Annotated in this window: 16 protein-coding genes and 1 tRNA gene; 9 read left to right on the plus strand and 8 right to left on the minus strand. The window is 71.3% G+C overall.

The window, feature by feature from the left end; genetic code table 11:
* Positions 1-54 precede the first annotated feature (54 nt).
* A complete protein-coding gene (locus H516_RS0111475) occupies positions 55-1104 on the plus strand; it encodes an LLM class F420-dependent oxidoreductase (protein ID WP_022889857.1) in 1050 nt (349 codons plus the stop codon).
* 186 nt (positions 1105-1290) lie between these two features.
* On the opposite strand, the gene H516_RS0111480 is transcribed toward H516_RS0111475, so the two are convergent.
* A complete protein-coding gene (locus H516_RS0111480; protein WP_022889858.1) occupies positions 1291-2466 on the minus strand; it encodes a hypothetical protein in 1176 nt (391 codons plus the stop codon).
* Between the two features lie 163 nt (positions 2467-2629).
* On the opposite strand from H516_RS0111480, the gene H516_RS19790 reads away from it, so the two are divergent.
* Positions 2630-3889 (plus strand): sensor histidine kinase, encoded by a 1260-nt coding sequence (locus tag H516_RS19790; RefSeq protein ID WP_157432241.1) that lies wholly within the window; start codon positions 2630-2632, stop codon positions 3887-3889.
* Positions 3886-4548, plus strand: coding sequence for a response regulator transcription factor (locus H516_RS0111490; protein ID WP_022889860.1), 663 nt, complete (start codon positions 3886-3888; stop codon positions 4546-4548). Before H516_RS19790 ends, H516_RS0111490 begins: the two co-directional genes overlap by 4 nt.
* A gap of 101 nt (positions 4549-4649) precedes the next feature.
* Here H516_RS0111490 and H516_RS0111495 read toward each other — a convergent pair.
* Positions 4650-4724, minus strand: a tRNA-Lys gene (locus tag H516_RS0111495).
* Here H516_RS0111495 and H516_RS0111500 point away from each other — a divergent pair.
* Together H516_RS0111500 and H516_RS0111505 are read left to right on the plus strand one after the other, a co-directional pair.
* Positions 4725-5201, plus strand: a complete 477-nt coding sequence (locus tag H516_RS0111500) for a hypothetical protein (protein WP_157432242.1) — start codon at positions 4725-4727, stop codon at positions 5199-5201.
* A gap of 283 nt (positions 5202-5484) precedes the next feature.
* The gene (locus H516_RS0111505; protein WP_022889862.1) at positions 5485-6123 is read left to right on the plus strand and encodes a hypothetical protein; all 639 of its coding nucleotides are present in this window, start codon (positions 5485-5487) and stop codon (positions 6121-6123) included.
* A 208-nt stretch (positions 6124-6331) separates the two neighbouring features.
* Here the strand turns inward: H516_RS0111505 and H516_RS19795 are convergent, their stop codons facing one another.
* Both H516_RS19795 and H516_RS22160 read right to left on the minus strand, forming a co-directional pair.
* Entirely contained in the window at positions 6332-7348 is a 1017-nt protein-coding gene (locus H516_RS19795) for a transglutaminase-like domain-containing protein (RefSeq protein ID WP_022889863.1), read from the minus strand.
* A complete protein-coding gene (locus H516_RS22160; protein ID WP_169513522.1) occupies positions 7345-8247 on the minus strand; it encodes a MerR family transcriptional regulator in 903 nt (300 codons plus the stop codon). Before H516_RS22160 ends, H516_RS19795 begins: the two co-directional genes overlap by 4 nt.
* Before the next feature lie 31 nt (positions 8248-8278).
* Between H516_RS22160 and H516_RS0111520 the strand changes: the two genes are divergently transcribed.
* From H516_RS0111520 to H516_RS19805, 4 genes are all read left to right on the plus strand, one after another.
* Positions 8279-9166, plus strand: a complete 888-nt coding sequence (locus tag H516_RS0111520) for an aminodeoxychorismate lyase (protein ID WP_022889865.1) — start codon at positions 8279-8281, stop codon at positions 9164-9166.
* A gap of 122 nt (positions 9167-9288) precedes the next feature.
* The gene (locus tag H516_RS0111525) at positions 9289-11790 is read left to right on the plus strand and encodes a helix-turn-helix transcriptional regulator (RefSeq protein WP_084620656.1); all 2502 of its coding nucleotides are present in this window, start codon (positions 9289-9291) and stop codon (positions 11788-11790) included.
* 147 nt (positions 11791-11937) lie between these two features.
* Positions 11938-14490 carry a glycosyl hydrolase family 18 protein gene (locus H516_RS19800; RefSeq protein ID WP_022889867.1) on the plus strand — a complete coding sequence of 851 codons (2553 nt, stop codon included), beginning with the start codon at positions 11938-11940 and terminating at the stop codon, positions 14488-14490.
* 152 nt (positions 14491-14642) lie between these two features.
* The gene (locus H516_RS19805) at positions 14643-16448 is read left to right on the plus strand and encodes a glycosyl hydrolase family 18 protein (RefSeq protein WP_084620658.1); all 1806 of its coding nucleotides are present in this window, start codon (positions 14643-14645) and stop codon (positions 16446-16448) included.
* 126 nt (positions 16449-16574) lie between these two features.
* Here H516_RS19805 and pstB read toward each other — a convergent pair whose 3' ends face one another.
* The 4 genes from pstB to H516_RS0111555 all read right to left on the minus strand — a co-directional run bounded on the left by pstB (position 16575) and on the right by H516_RS0111555 (position 20633).
* Positions 16575-17354 carry a phosphate ABC transporter ATP-binding protein PstB gene (gene pstB / locus H516_RS0111540; protein ID WP_022889869.1) on the minus strand — a complete coding sequence of 260 codons (780 nt, stop codon included), beginning with the start codon at positions 17352-17354 and terminating at the stop codon, positions 16575-16577.
* A 31-nt stretch (positions 17355-17385) separates the two neighbouring features.
* On the minus strand, positions 17386-18483 hold the full coding sequence (pstA, locus tag H516_RS0111545; RefSeq protein ID WP_022889870.1) for a phosphate ABC transporter permease PstA: 1098 nt from the start codon (positions 18481-18483) through the stop codon (positions 17386-17388).
* Positions 18483-19421, minus strand: a complete 939-nt coding sequence (gene pstC, locus H516_RS0111550) for a phosphate ABC transporter permease subunit PstC (protein ID WP_022889871.1) — start codon at positions 19419-19421, stop codon at positions 18483-18485. Before pstC ends, pstA begins: the two co-directional genes overlap by 1 nt.
* 120 nt (positions 19422-19541) lie before the next feature.
* Positions 19542-20633, minus strand: a complete 1092-nt coding sequence (locus tag H516_RS0111555; RefSeq protein ID WP_022889872.1) for a phosphate ABC transporter substrate-binding protein PstS — start codon at positions 20631-20633, stop codon at positions 19542-19544.
* Positions 20634-20854: the final 221 nt, after the last annotated feature.

A 20854-nucleotide genomic window follows, 5' to 3' on the forward strand; every position in this document is an offset into this window, starting at 1 on the left:
CCCGTGCGCCAGTTCGCCGGGCGAACACGAACCCCACACGACGAGGAGTGACGGATGCGCGTCGGCATGTTCCTGAACTACGCGGGCGGCTTCCGCGAAGCGGCCGACGAGGTCGCCGAGCTCGAGGCATCCGGCATCGATCTCATCGCGGTGCCCGAGGCGTACTCGTTCGACGCGGTCAGCCAGCTCGGGTTCCTCGCCGCGCGCACCGAGCGGCTCACGCTCATGAGCGGCATCCTGCAGCTGTACACCCGCACCCCCACGCTCACCGCGATGACGGCCGCCGGCCTCGACCACGTGTCGGGCGGGCGGTTCGAGCTCGGCATCGGCGCCTCGGGGCCGCAGGTCATCGAGGGGTTCCACGGCGTGAGGTACGACGCGCCGCTCGGCCGCACCCGCGAGATCATCGACATCTGCCGCATGACCTGGCGGCGCGAGCCCGTCGTGCACGAGGGCCGCAACTACACCATCCCGCTGCCCGCGGGCGAGGGCACCGGGCTCGGCAAGCCGCTGAAGCTCATCAACCACCCGGTGCGCGAGCGCATCCCGATCACGGTCGCGTCGCTCGGACCGAAGTCGGTCGAGCAGACCGCGGCGATCGCCGACGGCTGGCTGCCGATGTTCTACCACCCCGAGCGAGCGGGCGAGGTGTGGGGTGCCGCGCTCGCCGCGGGCACCGCGAAGCGCGACGCCGCGCTCGCGCCGCTCGACGTGTTCGCGAGCCCCGCGCTCGCGATCACCGACGACCCCGCGCTCGAGGCCATGGCGCTCGCCGCGGCCAAGCCGCACCTCGCGCTCTACGTCGGCGGCATGGGCGCCCGGGGCAAGAACTTCTACAACGACCTCATCTCGAGCTACGGGTTCGAGGCCGAGGCGGCGCGCATTCAAGACCTCTACCTCGACGGCCGCAAGCAGGAGGCGGTCGCGGCCGTGCCCGACGAGCTCGTGCAGGCGATCTCGCTCATCGGGCCGGCCGGGCACGTCGCCGAGCGGGTCGCTGCCTTCGCCGAGTCGGGCGTGACGACGCTCGCGGTCACGCCCCTCGGGCGCACCTCCGCCGAGCGGGTGGCGCTCATGGCCGGGCTCCGCGCGATGGCAGGCTAGCGGGCATTCATCGAGTGGATGGCCCTGCCGCGAGGCTCCCCGAACTGGGGCCCGTCGACTCTGGTGCTGAGGAGTACTCGCGGATAGCGTGGGAACCGGCACGCGAAGGTGCGTGCAGGGGAACCAATGGGAGGGGCCGCGTGGGCGGCGCCGCACGGCACCGACCACGCGACATCCGCGCACTGCTCAGTCGAGCGCGCCGCCCGTATCGACCGCTTCGTGCTCACCGCGCCGCCACGCCGCGTAGGCCCAGACGGCGAGGGCCAGCATCGGCCCCCAGAACCAGAGCGGCAGCACGAGGTTGAAGACGACCGCGTCGAGGAGCGAGTCGGCGTCGAGCGACATCAGCACGAGCGGCACAGCGGAGATCGTGATGATCGTCGCGGCCATGAGGCCGGGAACGACCGCGAGCGGAGCCGGAACGCGTCGGCCGCCGATCCGAGGCATCCAACGCGGGAACACGCGGCCCCACGGCAGGATGAGTCCGAGCGTGAGCACGCACGCGGCGACCGCGCCCGAGCCCAGCATGAGCCCGGTCGCCAGCACGGCCGGCGACATCTCGCCGACGGCCGGGGCGAACAGGGGCCACGGCGTGAGCCAACTCGCCCGCATGAACGCGTACGGCAGCGGCCCGAGTGCTGCGAGCACGGTGATGGCACGGCGGTGGCGCACGAGCCGCGCCTCGAAGCCGCGCATCTCGCGGGTCGTGCGGCCTGCGACGACCGCCACGGCGGTCCACGCGAGCACTGCCGCGACCGAGACGGCCGAGATGAGAATGAGCAGCGCGTTGTCGATGAGCCCGGAGCCGAGATTCTCGAGGAAAGTCGTGACACCCGCCCAGGTCAGCCCGGCCCACCACACAGCGACCGCGATGAGGGCGGCGAGCAGCGCGAGCAGCGGCACGCCGAGCCTGGGCGCCCGCACGACGAGGACGGCGGTCGTGAGCATTCCTGCGACGACGGCGGAGAACCCGAACAGGTAGCCCGCGAAGGTCACGGTGCCGGCGTCGCCGAGGACGACGATGACGGCGGCGGTGAGCACGGCCGCGGCGCCCGCGATGAGCGGCGCTCGTCGGTCGAGTGCGCCGCGCGACGCGGCGGCGGCGGCGACGACGAGCCCGACGGCGCCGGTCGCGACCACGGCCGCGGCGAACTGTGCCGGGTCGAGCAGTGCGCTCGCGAGGCTGCGCGAGCTCGACGTCGCATACGGATTCCAGCCGGGCAGGAGCCACCAGGCGAGACCGAACGCCGTGATCGCGGCGGAGGTCACGAGCGCGAGCAGTGCGAATAGGTGCAGCAGCCGGGCGACGGCGTCCGGAGGGGCGACGGCGACCGAGCCGGTGGCGGGTCTGGTGGAGGTCATGGTTCACTCCTCTGCATCAGCCGGGCACCTCGTCGAGGCATGTTCCCGGCGTGCCCGCCGACCATCGGCGGGAGTCGTCGCCAGCGTGCCGTCCCGAGCGGGTCGCGCGCCTCACCCGATCGGGTGAGATGCGACCCGGCGACCCGCCGGTAGCGTGGGGCAGATGCTGGATGCCACGACCGCGCGCCGGGCGCCGGGCCCCGCCGACTGGGCCTGGGCCGCAGTCGGTGCGGCAGCGCTGCTGCCGATCACCGCTGCCGAGGTGCTGCGGGAGGCCGGACCCGCGGGCACCGCCTGGGCGAGCGTCGTGCTCGTGCTCTTCGTGCTGCTGCACCTGTTCGTCGCAGTGCGGCCGCGGTGGCCGCGGGCGGCGATCGCCGTGGCATCCACGCTCATGCTGGCGCTCGCCGTGCTGAGTCTGCCCGGCATGCCGGGGCTCGCCGTGCTGCAGGCCAGTTCCGTCGTCTACCTCGCGTTCGTCTACGCCGCCGCAGCGAGCGATGACCGCGTCGCCGGAATCACCGGGCTCGCCCTCGGACTCGCCGGCGTCGGAGTCATCACCGGGGTCGTGCTCCTCTCGAATCGCCCGAGCGACGTGGGGATGGTTGCGAGCCCGGGGGCGGTGCTGGCGCTCGCCGGCGCGCTCGGGGGCGGGATCGGAGTCGCCTGGGCGCTGGGCCGCTACCGCAGGGAGACGCTCCGCAAGCGCGCGGCGCAGGAACTCGCGCTCGAGCAGGCCGCCGAACTGCGCATGCAGGGCGAGCTGCGCGCGGTCGCCGAGGAGCGGCGCAGGATCGCCCGAGAACTCCACGACGTCATCGCGCACTCGCTCGCCGTGATGGTCGCGCAGGCGGAGGCGTCGCGGCTGCTCCTGGGGCGCGACGACGAACGGGCCCGTGGGACGATCGAACATGTCGTCACGACCGGGCGTGCGGCGATGGGCGACATGCGCGGGCTGCTCGGGGCGCTCGCCGCGGCACCGCGCGGCGACTCGGCGCCGCGTGAACCGAGCCCCGGTCTCGACGCCCTCCCGGCGTTGGTCGAGCGCTCGCAGGCGCCGGGGCGCACCGCCGAACTGGAGGTCCTCGGCGTGCCCGCCGAGGTGCGACCCGGGGTCGGGCTCGCCGCGTACCGGGTCGTGCAGGAGTCCCTGACGAACACGATCAGGCATGTTTCGCCGCCGACGCATTCGCGGGTGCGGATCGAGTGGGGGGACGTGCTCACCGTGACGATCGACGATGACGGACGCGACGTCGCCGCACTGCGGGGCTCCGCCGACGGGCGGGGCCTGCACGGCATGCGCGACCGCGTCGGGCAGCTCGGCGGCGGCTTCGAGGCCGGCCCCCGGAAGGATGCCCAGGGTTGGCGTGTCGTTGCGCGACTCCCACTCGGCAGCGACGCCCACGACGAGGCATCCAGATGACGGACGGTGCCCGAATCCGCGTCGCGCTCGCCGACGACCAGGAGCTCATGCGTCAGGCGCTCGGGATCATGCTCGAGGACCCGCCCGACCTCGAGCTCGTCGCGCAGGCCGCCGATGGGGCAGAACTCCTCGAACGCCTGCGCGCGCACCGCGCCGACGTGGTCGTGATGGACGTGCGGATGCCGCGGATGGACGGCATCGAGGCGACGCGTCGAGTGCGGGCGGAGCATCCCGGCACCCGCGTGCTCGTGCTCACCACCTTCGACCTCGACGAGGTCGTGTTCGCCGCCATCCGGGCAGGTGCCAGCGGGTTCCTGACGAAGGACGCCTCGGCCGAGGAACTGGCGGCGGCGATCCGCGCCGTCCACGCGGGCGACGCGACCCTCGCGCCGCGGGCGACGGCGAGTCTCATCGACTTCGTGGCGAGGGCGCCGACCGCCGCCGACGCCGAGACGCTGCTCGCCGCGCTCACCGCCCGCGAGCGCGACGTGCTGGCCGAACTGGTCGTCGGCGCCTCGAACGACGAGATCGCCGAACGCCTCTATCTCACCGGAAACACCGTGAAGACGCACGTCAAGGCGATCCTCGCGAAGCTCGGGCTGCCCGACCGCGTGCACGTGGTCATCTGGGCATACGAGCACGGGCTGGTGGTGCGCTGAGCGGGTGGGAGCAATCGAGTTCGAGTGTCAGTGGTCGAATATACCTTCGAATGAAGGAGGTTTTCGATGATGAGCATCCGCACAATGGAGCCCGACCGTGGTGGTGCCCCCGGGGAATTCCGACATCCCGACCCGCTGATTAAAAGTCAGCTGCTCTGCCTCTGAGCTACGGGGGCGTGAACGTGACGCAGAAGCGCTGTTATCGCTGCAAGCAGTCTAGGCCACTCGAAGAGTTCAACCGGCTTCGCTCATCCCGAGACGGCCTTACGACGCTCTGCAAGGAGTGCAATCGTCAGAAGGCGCGCGAGTACTACGCCAAGAACCGTGAGGCTCATGTGCGGGTGATCATGGCGAGAAAGGCACAGCAGAGGCGTCTCGCACTCGACGCAGTCGGCGACTACCTCAGCGCCCACCCATGCCTCGACTGCGGCGAGCCCGATCTTCGTGTGCTCGATTTCGACCATCGGGTGGGCTGCGAGAAGTCCGCCGAGGTGATGCGTCTGGCGCAGAACGGCTATTCGGTGCGCAAGGTCATGAGCGAGATCGCGAAATGCGACGTGCGCTGCCGCAACTGCCACGCGAAGATCACCTACGAGCGCTCAGGCGAGAACTGGCGGACGGCATTCATGCGGCGGGCCGCCGAGGGGGAGTGAGACGGGCAGGCACGACGATGCGGCCGGCCGCCGGCTCTCACCGGCGTCCGGCCGCTCGCCACCCCGGGTCGGGCCGATGCGGAGCCTCGACGGCTGCGCACAGGGCCTTCGAGCGGCACAACGGTCAGCTCGCCGCCCTCCTCCGAGGTCGCCAAGATGCTTGGGCGCTTGTCCCGCAGGCTATCCCGATGCCGCGGCCCATGCGCCCCCAATGCGGGCGCCCCCAGTGCGGGGACCACTCGTTTCGGGGGCACGTGCAGGGCGTCCGGGTATCCTGTTCCGAATGGCCGCCGACTTCCATCGCCCCACCCGGTTTCCCCCCGCGCTGTTCGACGGCTTCATCGGCGGTGATGACCCGGCCCGCCTGAACCGGGCGGCGCACGACACGGCGGCGGCGCTCCTCGCCCGGGTGCGCGCGAACCCCGACCCGGAGATCGTCGGGCGGCTGATCGCGTACACCGATCTGCACGGCATCGACGCGATCGCCGAACTCTGGTCGGGGTCCTCCGCGAAGAGCCTCCCGGGGGCGCTCTGGCGCATCTACCTCCTGCGCACACTCATCGGCCAGGATGCCGAAGCGCTGAGCCTCGCGTACCGGCGCGGATCCGAGGGCTCGCACACGATCGACCAGGTCGTGGCGGGTGCGGCGTCGCCCACCGGGCCCGACGAGGTGCGCGAGCTCGCCGACCGGGTGCTTCACGGTGTCTTCACCGGTGATTTCGCCGTCGCGCTCGAGCGCGCGGCGGCATTCGCGCGGGTGAGCGCGGCGGGGTTCACGAGTCTCGCCGACGACGCGGATGCCACGGACGCCGCCCACCCCGAGCGCTCGGGCGCACTCACTCGGCGCGCACTGCGACTCGCGGAGCTCGCCGACGAACTCGGCGCCTGCGCCCGGCTGTGGCGGCGTGACAGCCTCGACTGAGCGGGGCGCGGCGCCGGTGCTCAGCGCCGCGAGCGGCGGCGTCGCCGGCGTCGCCGGCGCCGGGAATGAACGGGCCCGCGACGTCGTTTAGACTGACTGAGGCCGGCCGCAGTAACCCCGGGCTCCAAAATTCGCCGCTCCGAGCGGCCTCGCGCCGAGAGGCGTTCCTGCGGCCGGCCTCGTCGTCTCCTCGGCCGGGTGGCGCCCGTCAATCTGCAGCAGCGGCCCACTCGGTGGTGCGGCCCTCGAGGTCGGTCCGACCGACGCGGCCGGTGGGAGACCAGGTCTCGACGAACCGTTCGGGGCGCACCCGGGAGTCGGCCGCCCAGAGCTCGTCGAGCCGGGTCTCGGCCGCCTCGTCGCCGGCGTCGGCCGCGACGGTGAGCTGGGCGACGGCATCGGTGAGCTCGACCTGCTCGGCCGAGAGTTCGGCGCCCGGCAGGGCCATCGCGCCCCAACCGTCCCACAGCAGCACCTCGCAGCGCTGTCGATGCGCCAGGTCGGCGATCACATAGCGATGCACGAACGAGGGGCCCGAAAGCGGGGTGTCCGGTCCGACGCCGTGGTCGTCGAGTTCGGTGCGGCCCGCGCGGTACGCCAGCCAGGCCTCGGCGGCGGTGCGGAACACGGCCTCGTCGCCGCGCGGGAGGTCGTCGACGGCGAACGCGTACGCGGCACGGTCGAGTTCGGGGTCGAAGCGCAGCCAGCGATGGACCGTGGCGTCCCACCGCTCGGCCACGACGTGGTCGTTGCGATAGCCGGGCGTGAAGTAGCCGGCGAAGCCGAGCCGGGTGCGCGCGGGAACACCGTGCTCGCGGAGGATCGCCACGGCGAGCACCGAATGATCACGGCAGCAGCCGCCGAGGCGATGCTCGGGTGCCCGCTGGGCGTCGAGCGGCCCGGGCTGCCGCTTCGCGAGCGCGTCGAGCTGCGAGGCGACCCACCGCCGATCGATGTCGTGGAGCTGTTCGCTGCTCACCCCTCCGGGTGTCGCCCGGTAGTGGTCCACGAGCCGCTCGACGGTGCGGTGCAGGGCCTCGAACCCGGTGCCGACGTCGCGCAGGAGTTCGGCGTGGCCGCCGGGATCGGTGACGGCGGAGTGACTGCGGTAGCGGTCAGCACGGGTGGCCGCGACGGAGGCTTCGGCGGATGCGGATGCGGATGCGGATGCGGATGCGGATGCGGATGCGGATGCGGATGCGGATGCGGCGAGTCGATCGGTCATGACTCGAGCCTCCGGTCTGCCCCGGGGGCAGAGTCAAGTGCGGCTCCGGACACCACCGCGATGGGGGTCGCGATCGTGGCAACGACGTCGCCCGGCGCGGTCGACCAGGGCTGCTCGTAGAGCTCGCGAGGGGCGCCGAGTGCGCCGCCGTGCCGCTCGGCGGCGCGGGCGATCACATCGTAGAACCGCAGCAGCGCGGGGTACACGAGCTCTTCGGCGGTGACATCGATCGCGACGAAGGCGCCCGCAGGCACCGCGCGCAGCACGATCTCGCCCGCGGGATCGCACGACCCCGCGTACGGCACCGCGGTCTCGATGCGGCCAGGAAGCGCCATGCCCACGGGCTCGTGGAAGATCAGCTGATGCGCCGCGAGCGGGCCGGCGTCGGGCCGGGCGAGGTGGTGGCGGAGCGCGATGACATCGGCGATCGTCGTCGGCACGAGCTCGGACTGTTCGACGACGCGCGTGATCGACGCCGTCTTCTGCGCCGCGCGATGCACCACGCGCACCCGTGCGTCGAGGGCGGATGACGCGGCGGAACCATGCAGCTCGGGCTGCACCGAGACCTCGGTGACGACGTCGACGACCTGACTGCGTCGGGCGAACGCGCTCCGCTCCGCCGACCACCAGACGGCGAGCTCGGCGCGCAGCCGTTCGGGCGGGGCATCGATGAGTTCGCGCACCCGGCGAAGCGGCAGCCCGACCCGGCGCAGCGCTTGGATCGATCGGGCGCGGGCGAGCTCGGCCTCGCCGTAGCGACGGTACCCGGTGCGCGCGTCGACCTCGGCGGGCACGAGCAGGCCGCTCGCCGCGTAGAGCCGCAGCGCCTTGAGCGACAGGCCGGAGGCGCGGCTCATCTCTCCGGTGCCGAGCGTCTGCATGCCCGTACGGTAGCGCATCGGCGCGGGGCATCCTGCATAGCATTGGTGCATGACCCCGACCGTGACACTCCTCATCGCCCCGCTGCCCGCCGACGCGTCCGCAGACGGTGTCGATGCGACCTTCCACGAGGTGGATGCCTCGGAGCCGGCGCTGCGCGTCGGCGAACTGTCGACGCAGCGCGGCGACGGCATCTTCGAGACCCTCGCGGTCGTCGACGGTCACGCCCAGGAGGCGCAGGCCCATCTCGTGCGCCTGCGCAACTCGGCGGCGATCTGCGAACTGCCCGAGCCGAATCTCGAGCAGTGGCACGCGGCCATCCGGCGGGCCACGGCCGCGCTGCCCGCGACGGGCACCTTCGCGCTGAAGCTCGTGCTGAGTCGCGGCGTCGAGCACGGGCCTGCGCCGACGGCGTGGCTGCATGCCTCGCCCGCGGCCGACTTCACGGTGCCGCGCGAGCAGGGCATCCGGGTCGTGACGCTCGATCGCGGTCTCGCGCACGATGCGGCGGCGAAGGCCCCGTGGCTCCTCCTCGGGGCGAAGACGCTGAGTTACGCGCCGAACATGGCGGCGCTCCGCGAGGCGAAGCGTCGTGGAGCCGACGACACGATCTTCGTCTCCTCCGACGGTTTCGTCATGGAGGGGCCGACCTCGAGCGTCATCCTCCGCCGCGACGGCGTCTACTCGACCCCCGCGCCGAGCGGGGCGATCCTCCACGGGACGACCCAGCAGAGCCTGTTCGAGCACCTCGAACAGGCGGGGGAGCGCACCGAGTACCGTGACATCCCGGTGGCCGAGCTCGCGCTCGCCGACGCGATCTGGCTCGTCTCGAGCGTGCGGCTCGCTGCGGGCGTGACAACGCTCGACGGGGCATCCGTCGCCTTCGACGAGGCGACCACCCGGCGCTTCAACGACTATCTCCTGAGCCCGCGCGACTGAGCGCCGCGCCCGAACCGGCGCCCCCGAAGGGGGAGTTGCGCTCGGCGTGCCGCGCACTCGCGCCGACTTTGTAAATGTTGCTAACATAACCCCACGCGACCGAAGTAGTGAGCGGAGGGGCAATGGCTTCCACACCGGAACGGCCCCGCCAGGCCCCGCGTCATCGCTCATCGACCGAGGTCTTCGAAGACACGCGAGCGGTGGTCGAGCTGCTCGCGAGGCACCGCCTCGTCGTCGCTCCGCACGTCGCCGCGCGGCTGGGTCTCGCCCTCAGCGGCGACGCCGACGCGATCATCGAGGTGACCGGGCGGCTCCGCGCCGCGCAGCGACTCGGCCACGCCGTGCTGCCCGACCCGCTGCCGCTCGTGCCCGCGATCGAGGCCGCGGTCGGCGCCGAGGTGCAGCGGCTCGCCGAGTGGGAGCGCACGCTCCTCGTCACCGCCGCGGTCTGCGTCGACGACCGGGTCGACGTGCTGCTCGCGGCATCCGGCCGGCCGATGTCGGCACTCGTCGCGGGCGAGGTGAGCCGCCATCTGCTGCTCGTCGCCGGCCACTTCGCCTTCGCCGACCCGCGCACGCGGGTCTGGGTGCACGCCGTCGCCAGCCTCGCCGACCGCACCGGGGCGCACGCGACGCTCGCGCGGGCCTACACCGAGCTCGGCGACGACGGGCGGGCCACCTGGCACCGTTCCCTCTCGACGCTCGAGGGGTCCGAGGCGCTGGTCGCCCCGCTGCTCGAGCTCGCCGAGGCCGCCGATGCGGCCGGGGAGCCCGAGTGGGCGCACGCCGTCGCCCGCGAGGCCGCGAGCCACGCCTCGGGCCGCGCCGAGATCGACGCGTGGCGTGTCGCCGGCCGCTCCGCGCTGCACGGTGGGCACGTCGACGACGCCAGGTGCTGGCTCGGCGCGGTGCTCGAACACGGCGACGAGGACGAGCGCGCCTCGGTGCTCGCCGACTACCTCATCGTGCGCGCCGCGCTCGAGGGCGACGTGCCGCTCGGCGAACTCGACGATCGGCTCGCCGCGACGGGCGACGACGCGGTCGACGCGTCGGATGCCTGGGGCTCGCTCGCGCGGCGAAGGTCCGATCTCGCCCGTGCTTCGGCGACGGCGGCCGGGCTGCTCGCCGAGCGCGGCGCTCCCGCGGCCGCGTCGCGGCGGCTCGCCGACGCAGCTCGGATGACCGCGCGGCACGGGCTCGACGACGCGCCGCTCCTGGCGGCCGCCGCCTGGTGCGCGATGTTCGGCGTCGGGAGTGCGCTCGACGGTGTCGCGTCCTCCGAGGGCGCCGAGGGAGGGGTGGTGAACGGTGCGCCGAACGGCTCAGCGACGCCCGGGGCCTGCGCGATCGCGCTTGCGATCGAACAGGGGCTCGCCGGGCACCCCGAGCGTGCCGCACGCTGGCTCGACGCGCTTCGCGACACCTCGAGCGATCCGCGCCTGGCCGGCGACGAGCGGGCACCACTCATGCGGGCCGCCCGTGCCGTCGCCGCCGCGTTGCTCGTGCTGTGGTCGGGCGAAGTGGGTCGGGCGGGGCGGCTGCTCGCCCGCGCAGCGACCGATCTCCCCATCGCCCTGCCGTTCGGAGGTCTCGGCGCGACGCTCGCGCGACGCATCGACATCATCACCACCGGTGAGATCGGCGCATTCGCCCTCGCCGTCGAAGCCGCGCAGCCGCCGTCGAGGGTCTCGATCCGGGCGGAGGAGCTCGTCGACCGCGCCGTCGCCGCCCAGCTGCGAGGCGCCAACACGGAGGCGGCGACGCTCGTCGCACTCGCGGCCGAACGCGAGCAGACGGTCGGGTGCGGACTGCACGTGCCGGGGCTCGACTCGGTCGCGGGCTGGGAGGGAGGCCCATCGGCTCCGTCGCCGGGCGGCGCCCCGGTGCCGGAGGCCGGAGTTCGGCGACCACTCGATGCCCGGCTCGCCGGCGAGCTCCATCGGCGCATGCGCAGCACCGACCGGCACCGCTTCGAGGTCGACTACCGCGCGGCGCTCGAGACCAGCCGGGCGATCGGCTCGCACTACGAGCGCGCTCGTACCGAACTCATGCTCGCGAGGGCCTGCGGCGAGGCGGGCGCCTTCGATCGTGCGCAGCGGCACCTGCTGACCGCAGAACACCTCTTCGACGAGTCCGGTGCGCGGGCGTGGCTCGCGGTCATCGACGGCGAGCGGCGCGTGCTCTCTGCCGCGGTGGCCTCGTCGGCCGCGCCGGCGGGGGAACGCGCGATGATCGGGGCGGGCGGAGACCCGGCATCGGGGCGTGCGGCGGCGCGCGTGACGGCGCCCTCGGCCGACGGCACGGCGCGGGCGGCGGTGGCCCCGGTCGCCTCCGCTGCTGCGGCCTCCGATCCGACACTCGCCGAACCGGCCGACGTCGACGATCCACTCGTCATGTGCCGCGCTGTCTGGGCCGACGTGCTCACCGAACGCGAACTCGAGGTCGCCATGCTGGTCGTCGGCGGGGCGTCCAACCGCGATGCTGCTGCGCGGCTCTACGTCTCGGTGCGTACCGTCGAGGTGCACCTCGGCCGGGTGTTCACGAAGCTCGACGTGCATTCGCGGGTCGAGCTCGCGGTGCTCGCCTACCGCATGCGCGGGCTGTCCCCCTCGCGCACGACGTAGCCCACGCAGCGCCGAATCCGCGTCCCGTCGGCGAGCAGCGTACGTAGTACCGCGTATGCGGGGATGTGCGGATTCGGTCGCCCCGGCTCCTCGGTAGCGTCGGGCTGCCCGTGGACTGCGGGCGGATCACAGGCAGACAGGAACGAGATGCGAACACTGAAGTTCGGGCGCGGCCGGAGGGCCGCCGTCGCCGCCGCGGGGATCGGACTGCTCATCGCAGGCCTCCTCCCCGCCGCGGTCGCGAGCGCCGCCGAGGCGTGCGCCCCGGCGTGGAGCTCGACCGCCGTGTACACGGGCGGCACCGCCGCCTCGCACGGCGGCATCAACTACACCGCCAAGTGGTGGACCCAGAACAACGAGCCCGGGGCGGGCGACTCGGGGCCCTGGGCGGCGGGCGCTGCGTGCGGCACCGGCACACCCGAGCCGACGCCGACGCCGACGCCGACGCCGACGCCGACGCCGACGCCGACCCCCGAACCCGGCACCCCGTGGACTTCGAACCCCGACGAGAAGTGCCGTCCCGACGGCCTCTACCAGACCCCGGGAGTCGATGTCCCCTACTGCACGATCTACGACGAGCAGGGGCGCGAGAAGCTGCCCAACGACCTCGAGCACCGCGTCATCGGCTACTTCACGAACTGGCGAACGGGCCAGAACGGCCAGCCGCGCTACCTCGCGAGCGACATCCCGTGGAAGAAGGTCAGCCACATCAACTACGCCTTCGCCCACATCGACGGGCGGGGCGAGGTCTCGGTCAACCAGGATGTCGCGGGCAACGCCTCGACGAAGATGACCTGGCCGGGCGTCACCGGTGCCGAGATGGACCCGACGTTGCCGTACCAGGGGCACTTCAACCTGCTCAACAAGTACAAGCAGCAGAACCCGGGCGTGAAGGCCCTCGTGTCGGTCGGCGGCTGGGCCGAGACCGGCGGCCACTTCGACGCGAACGGCGAGCGGGTCGCCGACGGCGGCTTCTACACGCTGACCGACTCGCAGGCCAAGATCGACGCCTTCGCCGACTCGGCCGTGGAGTTCATCCGCAGCTACGGCTTCGACGGCGTCGACATCGACTACGAGTACGCGAACTCGAACGGCAAGGCAGGCAGCCCCGACGACTTCGCCTTCTCCGAGCCGAGGCGCGCGAAGCTCTGGGCCGGGTACGAGTCGCTCATGAAGACCCTCCGCGAGAAGCTCGACCGCGCGGGCGCGGCCGACGGCACGCACTACCTGCTCACGGTCGCCGCGCCCGCCTCGGGCTGGCTGCTGCGCGGGGCCGAGATGTACCAGGTGACCCCGTACCTCGACTACGTCAACATCATGAGCTACGACCTGCACGGTGCGTGGAACGACTACGTCGGCGGCAACGGCCCGCTCTTCGACGACGGCAAGGACCCCGAGCTCGCGGCCGGCGGCGTCTACGGCGCCTACAGCAACATCGGGTACCTGAACACCGACTGGGCGTACCACTACTTCCGCGGGGCGATGCCTCCCGGTCGCATCAACGTCGGCCTGCCGTTCTACACGCGCGGCTGGGACGGCGTGCAGGGCGGCACCGACGGGCTCTACGGCAAGGCTCCGCTCGCGGATCAGACGAAATGCCCTCCGGGCACGGGGCCGTCGAACGGCGGCACCTCGAAGTGCGGCAACGGCGCGGTCGGCATCAACAATCTCTGGCACGACCTCGACAAGTCGGGCGCCGAGGTCGGCGCGGGTGCGAACCCGATCTGGCACGTGCTGAACCTTCAGAAGGGCATTGTGGGCGACTACACCGCCTCCTACGGATCGCCGACCTCGATCAACGGCACCTACACGCATCACTTCGACCAGACGACGAAGACGGAGTGGTGGTGGAACTCCACCACGAAGACCTTCCTCTCGGGCGACTCCGACCAGGCGATCACGGCGAAGGCCGAGTACATCGCCGACAACGGCATCGGCGGCGCGATGATCTGGGAGCTCGCGGGCGACTACGAGTACGACGCGCAGAAGGGCCAGTACGAGATGGGCTCGACGCTCGTGTCGATCCTGCACGACCGGTTCGCGGCATCCCAGCCGTACGATGCGGTGAAGGCGAACGTGCCGATGCCGACGAAGGCGATCGACCTGCAGGTGTCGTTCGGCGATTTCGCGCTCGGTGACAACAACTACCCGATCAACCCGAAGGTCACCTTCACCAACCGGTCGAAGACCGCGATCCCCGCGGGGGCGACGATCACCTTCGACACCGCGACGAGCGACACCGGCGCCCTCGGGGAGCAGAACGGCTGGGGCATCACCAAGGTGTCGAGCGATCACACCGGATCGAACGTGGGGGGTCTGAAGGGCGACTTCCACACCTACACGATCACGGTGCCCTCGGGCGGCATCCCCGCAGGCGGCAGCGTCTTCACGAAACTCTCGTGGCGCCTGCCGATGACCGAGATCTCGAACCTGCGGGTGAAGATCGGCTCCGAGACCTTCGCGACGCTCGACGACCTGCCGCGCGGCGTGACCGTCGTCGAACCCACTGCGGGATCGGGCGGCGGCTCGGGCGGCGGTGGAGGCACCGGCACGTGCGACGCGGCGGCCTGGAGCGCGACCGCGGTCTACACCGGCGGCCAGCAGGTCTCGTACAACGGCTCCGAGTACACCGCGAAGTGGTGGACGCAGGGCAACACCCCCGGCACGAACGACGTCTGGGGTCAGCCGGTCGGCTGCTGAGTCGGGTGCGGGCGTACGTAGTTCTACGTACGCCCGCACGCGCTCTCCGGATCGTGTGGATCGTGCGGACGCCGAGCTGCGGCCGCTCTCCATAACGTGAGCATGTCCAAGGGCGCACGCGCCCGTTCAGTTCCCCTTCACCGAAGGACGCCATGAAGAATCAGAGAACTCCGGGGCGCGGTGTGCGCGCGGCGCTCGCCGCCCTCGCGACCGGTGCGATGGTCGCAGGCCTCGCGGCGGTCGGCGCTGCGCCGGCCGTCGCGGCCGAACAGACGCCGAGCGCCGTCAACGGCTACCGCAACGTCGGCTACTTCGCCCAGTGGGGCGTCTACGGCCGCGACTTCAAAGCCAAGCAGTTGCAGACCTCGGGCACTGCGGCCGACCTCACCCACATCAACTACGCGTTCGGCAACATCAACTACCAGACGCTCGAGTGCTTCATCGCGAACAAGGCGCAGGGCACCGGGCCGAACGGCTCCGACGGGGCCGGCGACGCCTGGGCCGACTTCGGCATGGGCTACACCGCGGCGAACTCCGTGGCGGGCACAGCCGACACCTGGGACCAGCCGCTGGCCGGTTCGTTCAACCAGATGAAGCAGCTCAAGGCGAAGAACCCGAACCTCAAGGTCATGATCTCGCTCGGCGGCTGGACCTGGTCGAAGAACTTCTCGAAGGCCGCCGCGACGGATGCCTCGCGCAAGAAGTTCGTGAAGAGCTGCGTCGACCTCTACCTGCGCGGCAACCTGCCCGTCATCGACGGCCGCGGTGGGCCCGGTGCGGCGGCCGGCGTCTTCGACGGCATCGACATCGACTGGGAGTGGCCCGGTTCGCAGAACGGCGAGGTCGGCAACCACGTCGACGAGGTGAACGACAAGGCGAACTTCACCGCGCTGCTGAAGGAGTTCCGCACGCAGATCGACGCCCTCACCGCCGAGAACGGGCACCCGTACCAGCTCTCGGCGTTCCTTCCGGCGAACCCGGCCGACATCGCGGCCGGCGGGTGGAACGACCCCGAGAACTTCAAGTACCTCGATTTCGGCAACGTGCAGGGCTACGACCTGCACGGGGCCTGGAACCCGACGCTGACCGGCCACCAGGCGAACCTCTTCGACGACCCCGCCGACACGCGTGCGGCGCACCAGCGCTTCAGCGTCGACAAGGCCGTCAAGGAGTACCTGAAGACCGGCATCTCGCCGAAGCAGCTCGGCATCGGCCTCGCCGCGTACGGCCGTGGCTGGCAGGGCGCCACCTCGGCGGACGCGTGGGGCCCGGCGACGGCGGCCGGCCCGGGTACCTGGGAGAAGGGCAACGAGGACTACGACAAGCTGAAGACCCTCGGCACCGAGTACTACGACCCGGCGATCGGCGCGGCATGGCGTTACGACGGCAACCAGTGGTGGAGCTACGACAACGCGCAGTCGACGACCCGCAAGGGTCAGTACATCGCAGAACTCGGCCTCGGCGGCGGCATGTGGTGGGAACTCGACGGCGACCGCAACGGCGAACTGATCGGCACCCTCGCCGACAAGCTGCGTGCCTCGGCGACGGGCCCGGCGACCGATCCGGTCTACGACGGCGGCGGCGGCGGCGACGGCGGCGGCGGCGACGGCGGCGGTGACGGTGCCTGCACCGCACCCGCGTGGAACTCGACCGCGGTCTACACGGGCGGTGCGAAGGTCTCGCACGAGGGATCGGAGTACACCGCGCAGTGGTGGACCCAGGGCGGCGTTCCCGGATCCGACTCCGCCTGGAAGCTCGTCGGCGCCTGCGAGCCCGGCGGAGGTGATGGCGGTGACGGCGGTGACGGTGGCGGCGAGACCGCGCCCGCGTGGAACGCGACGACCGCCTACACCGGCGGCCAGGTTGTGAGCCACGAGGGCGCGAGCTACCGGGCCAAGTGGTGGACGCAGGGCGACGAGCCGGGCGCCTCCGCGTGGGGCCCGTGGGAGCTGCAGTGACCGTCGCGGCGGTCGTGTAGCGTCGCGCGGTCGCGTCTCGAGGACACGACCGCGAGACCACGACCCCGAGATCGGGGATGCCACGGAGCGAGGTCGCTCCGTGGCATCCGCGGTTCGTGGTTCAGATCACCCGAAGCGCCCCGACACGTAGTCCTCGGTCGCCTGCACGGAGGGGTTCGAGAAGATCGTCGTCGTGTCGGCGTACTCGATGAGCTTGCCCGGCTTGCCGGTGCCCGCGATGTTGAAGAACGCGGTGCGGTCGCTGACGCGCGACGCCTGCTGCATGTTGTGGGTCACGATCACGATCGTGTACTGCTGCTTGAGCTCCTCGATGAGGTCCTCGATCGCGAGCGTCGAGATCGGGTCGAGGGCCGAGCAGGGCTCGTCCATCAGGATCACCTCGGGGGAGACCGCGATGGCGCGCGCGATGCAGAGACGCTGCTGCTGGCCGCCCGAGAGGCCCGATCCGGGGCGGTCGAGGCGGTCCTTCACCTCGTTCCAGAGGTTCGCGCCGCGCAGCGAGCGCTCGACGAGATCGTCGGCGTCGGACTTCGAGATGCGCTTGTTGTTGAGCTTCACGCCCGCGAGCACGTTCTCCTTGATCGACATCGTCGGGAAGGGGTTCGGCCGCTGGAACACCATGCCGACCTGACGGCGCACGAGCACCGGGTCGACCGCGGGGTCGTAGAGATTGTTGCCGTCGATGAGCACCTCGCCCTCGACGCGTGCGCCGGGGATGACCTCGTGCATGCGGTTCAGGGTGCGGAGGAAGGTCGACTTGCCGCAGCCCGACGGTCCGATGAACGCGGTGACGCTGCGGGGTTCGATCTCGAGGGTGACGCCCTCGACGGCGAGGAACTTGCTGTAGTAGACGTTGAGGTCGCGGACTTCGATGCGCTTGGACACGAGGTTTCCTTCTTGCTTTCGGTCGACGGGCTCAGCGGCCGAGCTTCGGCGCGAACAGACGGGCGACGAGCCTCGCGATGAGGTTCAGCGCCATGACGATGAGGATGAGGGTGAGGGCGGCGGCCCAGGCGCGGTCGAGGAACGCCTCGGCCGGATTGCCCTGGTTCGCGTACTGCGTGTAGACGAACACCGGCAGCGACTGCATGCGCCCGTCGAAGAGGTTGTAGTTCATGCTCGCGGTGAATCCCGCGGCGATGAGGAGCGGGGCCGTCTCGCCGATGACCCGGGCGATCGAGAGCATGATGCCGGTGGTGATGCCCGCGATCGAGGTGGGCAGCACGACCTTCACGATCGTCAGCCACTTCGGCACGCCGAGTGCGTAGGCCGCTTCGCGGAGCTCGTTCGGCACGAGTCGCAGCATCTCCTCGCTCGAGCGGACCACGACCGGGATCATGAGGAGCGAGAGCGCGACGGCGCCGGCGATGCCGGTGCGGGTGCCCGGGCCCCAGAAGATCGCGAAGAGCGAGTAGGCGAAGAGCCCGGCCACGATCGACGGGATGCCGGTCATGACGTCGACGAGGAAGGTCACCCCGCGCGCGAGCTTGCCGCGGCCGTACTCCACGAGGTAGATCGAGGTCATCAGCCCGATCGGGATCGAGATGATCGCCGCGGCACCCGTCATCAGCAGGGTGCCGACGATGGCGTGCAGCGCGCCACCGCCCTCGCCGGTGACGTTGCGCATCGACATCGAGAAGAAGTCGGCGTCGAAGCGCGCGAGGCCGAAGGTCACGACGGTGATCGTCAGCGAGACGAGCGGGATCATCGCGAGGAGGAACGCACCCGTCACGAGCGCCGTCACGAGACGGTCGGTCGCACGGCGGGCGCCCTCGACGAGGCGCGAGAAGAGCCAGATCGAGGGGATGTAGAGCAGGGCGCCCACGACGAGTGCACCGCCCCAGTCGAAGCCCGAGCCCGAGCCGATCGCGACCACGCCGAAGACGGCGGCCGCGACCGCGACCGCGGTACCGAGGATGACCCAGGGTGCGGATGAGGGCAGACGGCCGGCCGTGAGCGAGTTCGCGATCGGGGTGCCCGTCTCGGGCGAGGGGTTCATGGTCTGCAAGGTCATCAGTTCGCTCCCGAGAATTCCTTGCGGCGACTGATGATCCAGCGCGCGAAGGCGTTGACCGCGAAGGTCACGACGAAGAGGATGAGGCCGGTCGCGATGAGCACGTTCACGTTGAGGGCGTAGGCCTCGGGGAAGCTCAGCGCGATGTTCGCGGCGATGGTCGTGGGGTTGACCGAGGTGAGCAGGTCGAAGGTCACTACGTGCGCGGCCGAGAGCACCATCGCGACGGCCATCGTCTCGCCGAGCGCGCGGCCGAGGCCGAGCACCGAGGCCGAGATGATGCCCGAGCGGCCGAACGGCAGCACGGCGACCCGGATCATCTCCCAGCGGGTCGCGCCGAGCGCGAGCGCCGCCTCCTCGTGGAGGACCGGCGTCTGGAGGAACACCTCGCGGCAGATCGCGGTCATGATCGGGAGGACCATGACGGCGAGGACGAGTGCTGCGGTGAGGATGGTGCGGCCGGTGGCCGAGACGGTGCCGCTGAAAAGCGGGATCCAGCCGAGGTGCTCATTGAGCCAGGTGTAGACCGGCACGACGGCCGGCGCGAGCACCCCGATGCCCCAGAGGCCGAAGACGACGGAGGGCACGGCGGCGAGCAGGTCGACCACGTAGCCGAGCACGGAGGCGAGTCGGCGCGGCGCGTAGTGCGAGATGAAGAGCGCGATGCCGATCGAGACCGGCAGGGCGATGACGAGGGCGAGCGCCGCCGCCCAGACGGTGCCGAAGACGAGCGGCCCGACGTACGCCCAGAAGTTCGTGTCGAGGATCGACGCGTCGTCCTTCGTGGCGGAGAGCGCGGGGATGGACTGGACGATCAGGAAGACCGCGACGGCGGCGAGCGTCACGAGGATCATCGAGCCGGCGAAGACCGCCGAACGCGAGAAGACGAGGTCGCCGACGCGGAGCTTCGCCTTGATCGGGGCTGGTGCGGAGGTCATCTGGTGCGATCCTGGGGGTCGGGTTGCGGTTCTTCGGTACGTCACCCGGACGAACCGGAGGACGCGGCTGTGCCCGACCCCGTCGCTCCTCGCGGAATTCGGGGGTCGGGCACGAAGCTACTACTTGATCGAGTCGATCGCAGCGGTGACCTTCTCGCGGAGCGAGTCGGAGATCGGCGCCGAGCCGGCGTCGGTGGCCGCCGTCTCCTGGCCCTCGACGCTCGCGAGGTACGAGAGATACGACTTCACGAGCTCGACGTGGTCGGTCTCGGCGTACTCGCCGCAGGCGATCAGGTAGCTGACGAGGACGATCGGGTAGACCCCCGCCTCCTCCGAGGTGCGGTCGATCTCGATCGCGAGGTCGCCGTCGGCCCGGCCCTCGGCGAACGGCGAGGCGTCGACGATCGCGGCGGCGGCCTCGGGCGAGTACGGCACGAACTCGTCGCCGACCTTGATCGCCACGGTGCCGAGGTCGCCGGCGCGCGAGGCGTCGGCGTAGCCGATGGTGCCGTTGCCGTTGGTCACGGCGTCGACGAGGCCCGAGGTGCCCTGTGCGGCTTCGCCGCCGTCGAACGGCCACACGCCGTCGGCCTCCCACGACCAGACGCCGCCCGAGGCCGCACCGAGGTATTCGGTGAAGTTCTCGGTCGTGCCCGAGTCGTCGGAGCGGTGCACCGGGGTGATGGCGAGGTCGGGCAGCTCGACGCCCTCGTTCGTCGCGGCGATCGCCGGGTCGTTCCACTTGGTGATCGTGCCGGCGAAGATGCCGGCGACGGTCGCCGCGTCGAGGTCGAGCGAGTCGACGCCCTCGAGGTTGAAGATGACCGCGATCGGCGAGATGTAGAGGGGGAGCTCGACGATGGTCGAGTCGGGTGCGCACTTCTGGAAGCCGCCCGCGGCGAGCTCCTCGTCCTTGAACGCGCGGTCGGAACCGGCGAAGTCGCTCGCGCCCGAGAGGAAGGTCTCGCGGCCGGCGCCCGAACCCGAGGGGTCGTAGTCGATCGTGACGTCGGGGTTCGCGGTCTGGAAACCGGCGATCCACGACTGCTGGGCCGCGTCCTGCGACGAGGCGCCCGCGCCGACCAGGTTGCCCGCGAGGGTCGAGGCCGACTCCTCGGGGGCGGCGCCGCCTTCGTTCGAAGCACAGGAGCTGAGCGCGAGCGCCGCGGTGACGGCGACGGCTGCTGGCACGCCGAAACGCTTGAGGTTCACGTGATTTCCCTTCCGGGGATCGTTTGCAGGAGTTGTGGGCCGGTGCCGACCCGCCTGCGACGCTAACGAGCGCGCCTTACGAGCATCCGCCACCTCGGTAAACGGGAGGTGAACGGATCTTGGCGGGTTGAGGAGGAGCGAAGCGACGTCTCGAAACCCTTGATGCACCCTGGCGTGGTTTCGAGACGGTCGCTTCGCTCCCTCCTCGACCCGCTGTGCCG

It is taken from the genome of Agromyces italicus DSM 16388, assembly GCF_000421545.1.
Taxonomy (GTDB): Bacteria; Actinomycetota; Actinomycetes; order Actinomycetales; family Microbacteriaceae; genus Agromyces; species Agromyces italicus.